This window comes from Nevskiales bacterium, assembly GCA_035574475.1.
In the GTDB taxonomy this organism is placed as follows: domain Bacteria; phylum Pseudomonadota; class Gammaproteobacteria; order Nevskiales; family DATLYR01; genus DATLYR01.
In genome coordinates, this window is record DATLYR010000134.1 from 1 (window position 1) to 6,575 (window position 6,575).

At 67.8% G+C, this 6,575-nt stretch carries 8 protein-coding genes; 5 read left to right on the forward strand and 3 right to left on the reverse strand.

What is annotated here, in order from left to right:
• Window positions 1-236, forward strand: a 236-nt coding sequence (locus tag VNJ47_07825) for a P-II family nitrogen regulator (protein ID HXG28741.1), incomplete at its 5' end; no start/stop codon positions are given.
• Window positions 237-274: 38 nt separating this feature from the next.
• Entirely contained in the window at window positions 275-1,564 is a 1,290-nt protein-coding gene (locus VNJ47_07830; protein ID HXG28742.1) for an ammonium transporter, read from the forward strand.
• Window positions 1,565-1,668: 104 nt separating this feature from the next.
• On the opposite strand, the gene VNJ47_07835 is transcribed toward VNJ47_07830, so the two are convergent.
• A complete protein-coding gene (locus VNJ47_07835; GenBank protein HXG28743.1) occupies window positions 1,669-1,914 on the reverse strand; it encodes a CDGSH iron-sulfur domain-containing protein in 246 nt (81 codons plus the stop codon).
• 103 nt (window positions 1,915-2,017) lie between these two features.
• Between VNJ47_07835 and VNJ47_07840 the strand changes: the two genes are divergently transcribed.
• The gene (locus VNJ47_07840) at window positions 2,018-2,440 is read left to right on the forward strand and encodes a DUF4124 domain-containing protein (GenBank protein HXG28744.1); all 423 of its coding nucleotides are present in this window, start codon (window positions 2,018-2,020) and stop codon (window positions 2,438-2,440) included.
• A gap of 78 nt (window positions 2,441-2,518) precedes the next feature.
• Here the strand turns inward: VNJ47_07840 and speE are convergent, their stop codons facing one another.
• Window positions 2,519-3,382 carry a polyamine aminopropyltransferase gene (gene speE, locus VNJ47_07845; protein HXG28745.1) on the reverse strand — a complete coding sequence of 288 codons (864 nt, stop codon included), beginning with the start codon at window positions 3,380-3,382 and terminating at the stop codon, window positions 2,519-2,521.
• 81 nt (window positions 3,383-3,463) lie between these two features.
• On the opposite strand from speE, the gene speA reads away from it, so the two are divergent.
• Complete coding sequence (gene speA, locus VNJ47_07850) at window positions 3,464-5,353, forward strand: biosynthetic arginine decarboxylase (GenBank protein HXG28746.1); 1,890 nt, start codon at window positions 3,464-3,466, stop codon at window positions 5,351-5,353.
• On the opposite strand, the gene VNJ47_07855 is transcribed toward speA, so the two are convergent.
• Entirely contained in the window at window positions 5,335-5,640 is a 306-nt protein-coding gene (locus tag VNJ47_07855) for a hypothetical protein (GenBank protein ID HXG28747.1), read from the reverse strand. The two genes, speA and VNJ47_07855, sit on opposite strands and share 19 nt — an antisense overlap.
• Before the next feature lie 78 nt (window positions 5,641-5,718).
• Between VNJ47_07855 and VNJ47_07860 the strand changes: the two genes are divergently transcribed.
• A partial coding sequence (locus tag VNJ47_07860; protein ID HXG28748.1) for an NAD(P)-dependent oxidoreductase occupies window positions 5,719-6,575 on the forward strand: 857 nt, incomplete at its 3' end.

Sequence of the window (6,575 nt, forward strand, 5' to 3'; positions counted from 1 at the left end):
GCTTCGGCCGCCAGAAGGGCCACACCGAGCTGTACCGCGGCGCCGAATACGTCGTGGATTTCCTGCCCAAGGTCAAGGTCGAGCTGGCGCTGACCGACGAGATGGTGGACAAGGCGATCGAGGCCATCACCCAGGCCGCGCGCACCGGCAAGATCGGCGACGGCAAGATCTTCGTGCAGCCGCTGGAGCAGGTGGTGCGCATCCGCACCGGGGAAACCGGCAAGGACGCGGTCTAGGGCTGCGGCACAACACAAGATTCGAGGGGGGATAGACCATGATCAAGCTGATGGGCAGCTTCGCGCTGCTGGCTCTGCTGCCGGGCGCCGCCCTGGCCGACACCGCGCTCGATTCCGGCGACACCGCCTGGATGCTGACCTCGACCGCGCTGGTCCTGTTCATGACCCTGCCCGGGCTGGCGCTGTTTTACGGCGGCCTGGTGCGCAGCAAGAACGTGCTGTCGGTGCTGATGCAATGCCTGGTGATCGCCTGCCTGGCCTCGGTACTGTGGGTGCTGTTCGTGTACAGCCTTGCCTTCGGCCCGGGCGGCCCGTTCATCGGTGGCCTGTCCAAGGCGTTCATGAACGGCGTCAGCGAGGATGCGCTGTCGGGCACCATCCCGGAAAGTGTGTTCGTGATGTTCCAGATGACCTTCGCCATCATCACGCCGGCACTGATCGTGGGCGCCTTCGCCGAGCGCATGCGCTTTACGGCGATGCTGATGTTTTCCGCGTTGTGGCTGATACTGGTCTATGCCCCGGTGGCGCATTGGGTCTGGGCTGGCGATGGCTGGCTGTACAAGCAGGGCCTGCTGGATTTCGCCGGCGGCACGGTCGTGCACACCACCTGCGGCATCGCCGCACTGGTCTGCGCGCTGGTGCTCAAGCCACGCAGCGGCTTCCCGGAAATGGCGATGATGCCGCACAACCTGACCATGACGGTGATGGGCGCGGGCATGCTGTGGGTCGGCTGGTTCGGCTTCAACGCCGGCTCGGCGGTCTCGGCCGGCGGCAACGCCGGCATGGCGATGCTGGTCACGCACACCTCGGCAGCGGCCGGCGCGCTGGCCTGGATGGCGCTGGAATGGATCAAGTACGGCAAGCCGAGCGTGCTGGGCGTGGCCACCGGCGTCATCGCCGGCCTGGCCACCATCACGCCGGCCTCGGGTTATGTCGGTCCCGGCGGTGCGCTGCTGATCGGCCTGGCGGCAGGTGTGGTGTGCTTCGGCGCCACCAACTACATGAAGCGCGCGCTCAAGGTGGACGACTCGCTGGATGTGTTCCCGGTGCACGGCGTCGGCGGCATGCTCGGCACCTTGGCCGCCGGCGTGTTCGCCTCCGCCGGCCTCGGCCTGCTCAGCGGCCAGGGTTATGCCGAGGGCATGAGCATGGGCCGGCAGATGGGCGTGCAGCTGCTCGGCATTTTCGTGATAGCGATCTACACGGCGATCGTGAGTTTTATGCTCCTCAAGCTGGTGGACGCGATCACCGGTCTGCGCGTGAGCGCGGAAGAGGAAACGATGGGGCTGGATACTTCCCAGCACAACGAGCGCGGCTACGATCTTTGATTTTTCTGTCACCCCGGCGAAGGCCGGGGTCCAGGGCCTTTCTGCGCAATATCAAAGACGCTGGATTCCGGCTTTCGCCGGAATGACGGAACAAACTGCCCGGCCTAGCCGGGCAGTTTGTTATGCGTGCCGTCGCAGAAGGGCTTGGTGCCGGAGTGCTTGCAGCCGCACAGCCAGAGCTTGCGGCTGTCCGGCGGCACCGTGAACTTGATCGGCGCAAATTCGCTGCCCTTGTGCGAGCCGTCACAGAACGGCTGATTTTTCGACCGGCCGCAGGCGCACCACCAGTAATCGCCCGGCGCCAGGTCGAGCGGGAACGGCAAGCGCTGTGCGATGACGGGTCCGGACATGGCCTGCTCGGGTGGACCTGAACGACTTTAGACCCGGGCTGCCCCGCCGGCAACCTGGCGTGGCTATACTTGTCCCAGGTCAAGGTGTGGGCAGGAGAGCCTCATGAGCAAAGTGACGGTGGTGCTGATCGGCGCGGGCCTGCTGCTGGTGAGCGCCGCGGCCGCGGCCGAAACCTACCGCTGGGTGGACACCGACGGCAAGGTGCATTACAGCGACCGGCCCGTGCAGGGTGCGCAGGAGATACGGGTCCGCGTGCCCGGCGAAGAGCCCGCGCCGCCCGCCGACGCGAATGACAGCGGCACGGCTGCGGGCTCGGAAGTCCCGGCCGATGCCGATGATCCCGCCCAAGTGCGGGCGCAGCTCTGTGAGCAGGCACGCGAGCGCCTGGCGGCCTACGAGAAGGCCGATGGCATCACGACGAACGACGGCTCCGGCGGGCAGCGGCTGCTGAGCACCGAAGAGCGCATCGACACGATCGTCAAGGCGCGCCGCGACGTGCGCGAGCTGTGCGAGCCCCCGGCTTGATCAGGCGCTTTTGCGCAGCCGGAATCAAAGAGGCGGGCCGCCGCTGCGGACCTGCCACGGCAGGCAAGAACCCCCGGGTCAACCGAGGTCCAGCGCCCGGGCGACGAAGGGCGGAGGTGTCAGCGCCGCGCGGTGCATGTCCGCGCTGTAGTACTTCGTCTGCAGCTGTCCGGTGTTGACCGCGCCGAGCCGCGGTGCCAGCGGTGCCGCGCGCTTCGCCGCCAGGCTCGCCGACCACCAGCCGGAGGGATAGATCGGTTGCGGGAAGCTGATCAGCTGCGTCTGTGCAAAGCCGACCTCGCGCATGGCGGCGTGCATCTCCGTGATGAGGTCCAGATGCAGCAGCGGTGATTCGCTCTGCTGCACCAGGATGCCATCCGGGCCCAGCGCCCGGATGCAGTCCGCGTAGAATTTCCTGCCGAACAGGCCTTCGGCCACGCCGACCGGGTCGGTGCTGTCGATGATGATGACGTCCACGCTGCCGGGCTTGGCGTTCTTCATCCAGGCCACGCCGTCACCGAAGTACAGTTCCGCACGCGGGTCGTGGTTGGAGGTGCACAGCTCCGGGAAATGGATCTCCGCCAGCCGCGTGACGCGCTCGTCGATCTCCACCTGCAGCGCATGCTCGACCGACTCGTGCTTGAGCACTTCCTTGAGCGTGCCGCAGTCGCCGCCGCCGATGATCACCACGCGCTTCGGGTTCGGGTGGGTGAACAGCGCCGGGTGCGTCATCATCTCATGGTAGAGGAAGTTGTCGCGCGTGGAGACCATGGTGCAGCCGTCGATCACCATCAGCTTGCCGAAGGTCTCGGTGTCGTAGATCTCGATCAGCTGGTAGGGCGTTTGCTCGCGGTGCAGCGGCTTGACCTGCCCGGCGGCGAGCTTGAGCGAAAACGCGGTGCCCGTGCCCTCGACGGTCTCGGTAAACCAGGCCTGATCCATTACCATGACTCCATACTTGCAGGGGGGGAGGTGAGGGCGGATTATACGCGCCGGTTTCAACCACCGCGTGACGCCTGGCCCATGAACAAACCCAGTCACTGGACGCCCGAAAACGCCCGCGACCTGTACAACATCGAACACTGGGGCGAGGGTTATTTCGGCGTCAATGCCGCCGGCCATCTCACGGTGCGCCCGCGCCGCAACGGCGCCGAGATCGACCTGTTCGAGCTGATCGGCGAGGTCGAGGCCAGCGGCCTGCCGCTGCCGGTGCTGCTGCGCTTTTCCGACATCCTGCACGACCGCGTGGACGTGCTCTGCGACGCCTTCGCCGGCGCCATGCGCGACAGCGGCTATGCCGGCCGCTACACGGCGGTCTATCCGATCAAGGTCAACCAGCAGCGCAGCGTAGTCGAGGAGATCCTGCGTCTGGGCAACGGCCGCGTGGGCCTCGAGGCCGGCAGCAAGCCGGAGCTGATGGCGGTGCTGGGGCTGGCGCCGGATGGCGGCGTCATCGTGTGCAACGGTTACAAGGACCGCGCCTACATCCGCCTGGCGCTGATCGGCCGCAAGCTCGGCCACCGCGTCTACATCGTGGTGGAAAAGCCCTCGGAACTGGAACTGGTGCTGCGCGAGGCGCGGGCGCTCGGCGTCGAGCCCCTGATCGGGCTGCGCGTGCGCCTGGCCTCGGTGGCCGGCGGCAAATGGCAGAACACCGGCGGGGAGAAATCCAAGTTCGGGCTGTCGGCCGCGCAGGTGCTGGCCGCGGTCGGGCAGCTGCGGGCCGCAGGACGCCTGGACAGCCTGCGCATGGTGCACTTCCACCTCGGCTCGCAGGTGGCCAACGTGCGCGACATCCAGCGCGGCATGCGCGAGGCGGCGCGTTATTACGCCGAGCTGCGCCAGCTCGGCGCGCCGCTCGACTGCGTGGACGTCGGCGGGGGCCTCGGCGTGGATTACGAGGGCACGCGCTCGCGCTCCTACTGCTCGATGAACTACAGCGTGGCCGAGTACGCGCTGAACATCGTGCGTACGCTGGCCGAGGTCTGCCGCGAATACGGCCTGCCGCAGCCGGACATCATCAGCGAGTCCGGGCGCGCGCTGACCGCGCATCATGCGGTGCTGGTGACCGCGGTGATCGACCACGAATCCGCCCCGGACGGCGTGCCGTCGCGGCCGGCTGCCGACGCGCCGGCGGTGCTGCAGGACCTCTGGGCGGCCTGGGAGAACCCGCGCGGCCGCAGCGCCGTCGAGTGCTACCACGATGCCATCCACGGCCTGCAGGAGGCGCAGGCGCAGTACACGCATGGCAGCCTCGACGTCGCGCAGCGCGCCTGGGCCGAACAGGCCTACTACGCCGTGTGCCGCAAGGTCCTGCCGCAGCTGGACCCGAACTCGCGCGCGCACCGCGAGCTGCTGGACGAGCTGCGCGAGAAGCTGGCCGACAAGTATTTCTGCAACTTCTCGGTGTTCCAGTCGGTGCCGGACGTCTGGGCCATCGACCAGATCTTCCCGATCCTGCCGATCCATCGCCTCGACGAGGCGCCGGACACGCGCATCTCGCTGTGCGACCTGACCTGCGACTCCGACGGGCGCATCGATCAGTACGTGGACCGCGACGGCCTCGACCGCACCCTGCCCGCGCACCGGCTGAAGGACGGCGAGCGCTACCTGCTCGGCATCTTCATGGTCGGCGCGTATCAGGAAATTCTGGGCGACATGCACAACCTGTTCGGCGACACCAACGCGGTCAACGTCGAGCTCAGCGCCGCGGGCGGCTGGCGACTGGTCGGCGCGGAAGCCGGCGATCGCGCGGACGAGCTGCTGCGCTATGTGCACCTGGCGCCCGAGGAGCTGCTGGCGGCGTATCGCCGCAAGCTGGCGGCGGCGGCGCTGCCGGCGGCGCAGGCACAGGCCTGCCTGCAGGAGCTCGAGGCAGGGTTGACGGGCTACACCTACTTGCAGAGCGAGTGAGTTGACTTGATTTCGTCATTCGGGCGAAAGCAAGAATCCAGAGACTTTCTGCAGGCACTGGACCCCGGCTTGCGCCGGGCTGACGGACCGGGGGCCGTCAGCTTGTCCAGCAGCGATAGCAGGAACAGTTCGCGGAACAGGCGCTGTAGCGCGAGGTTTTCCGCGCTGTTGCCGGGCGCATCGTCGCAGGGGCAGGTCCAGGCCAGCCGCACGCAGCGCGAGTCGGCGTCGAGGATGCGCAGCGCGGGCCGGCCGTTCTCGATACGTGCGTCGATGTCGAAGCTCATGCCAGCATCCGGGCGAACGGGTTTTTCGGATGATAATGATTCTCATTTACAGCAGTCAAGCCGGAGGGGAGTAGCCGCATGAAGACGGGTTTGATTGGCTTGGGCGCCATGGGGCAGTCGATGGCGCGCAATCTCGCCCGGCATGGCCGGCTGGCCGGGGTGTGGAACCGCAGCGTGGACAAGGCCCGTACGCTGGCCGTGGAAACCGGTTGCCACGTGGCCGCCGACCCGGCGGAACTGGCGCGGACTTGCGAGGCGGTCGTGATCTGCGTGTCGGCCGATGCCGACGTGAAGTCAGTGGTGGCCGCGCTGCAGCCGGGGCTGTCGGCCGGTCAGCTGGTGATCGACTGCTCCACCGTCAGCGCCGAGACGGCGCGGCAGTGCGCGCAGCGGCTCGGCCAGCAGCGGGTGGATTTCCTCGATGCGCCGGTGAGCGGCGGCACCGAGGGCGCGCGGCTCGGCACGCTGTCGATCATGGTGGGCGGCGAGGCGCATGCCTTCGAACGTGCCTTGCCGGTGCTACGGGCGCTGGGTCAGCGCATCGTGCACCTGGGGCCGGCGGGTTCCGGCCAGGCCGCCAAGGCCGTGAACCAGGTCATGGCGGCCGGCATCAACCAGGCGGTGACCGAAGCGATGGCTTTTGCCCAGGCGCTGGGCCTGCCGCTCGAGAAGCTCATCGAGGTCATCGGTTCCGGCGCCGCCGGCAACTGGTTCGTCAACCACCGCGGGCTGTCCATGGTCGAGGGCCGCTACCCGCCCGGCTTCAAGCTGGCGTTGCACCACAAGGACCTGAGCATCTGCCTGGCCATGGCCGCGCAGCTCGGCGGCGAGCTGCCGCTGTCGGCGCAGACGCGCGCCGACTACGAGCGGCTGATGGCCGCCGGCCACGGCGACGAGGACATCTCCGCGCTGTATCGCCTCAAGCGGGAAATCTT

Coding starts and splice junctions, on each gene's coding strand:
- VNJ47_07830 (HXG28742.1), top strand. CDS start 275: ATGATCAAGCTGATGGGCAGCTTCGCGCTGCTGGCTCTGCTGCCGGGC.
- VNJ47_07835 (HXG28743.1), bottom strand. CDS start 1,914: ATGTCCGGACCCGTCATCGCACAGCGCTTGCCGTTCCCGCTCGACCTG.
- VNJ47_07840 (HXG28744.1), top strand. CDS start 2,018: ATGAGCAAAGTGACGGTGGTGCTGATCGGCGCGGGCCTGCTGCTGGTG.
- speE (HXG28745.1), bottom strand. CDS start 3,382: ATGGATCAGGCCTGGTTTACCGAGACCGTCGAGGGCACGGGCACCGCG.
- speA (HXG28746.1), top strand. CDS start 3,464: ATGAACAAACCCAGTCACTGGACGCCCGAAAACGCCCGCGACCTGTAC.
- VNJ47_07855 (HXG28747.1), bottom strand. CDS start 5,640: ATGAGCTTCGACATCGACGCACGTATCGAGAACGGCCGGCCCGCGCTG.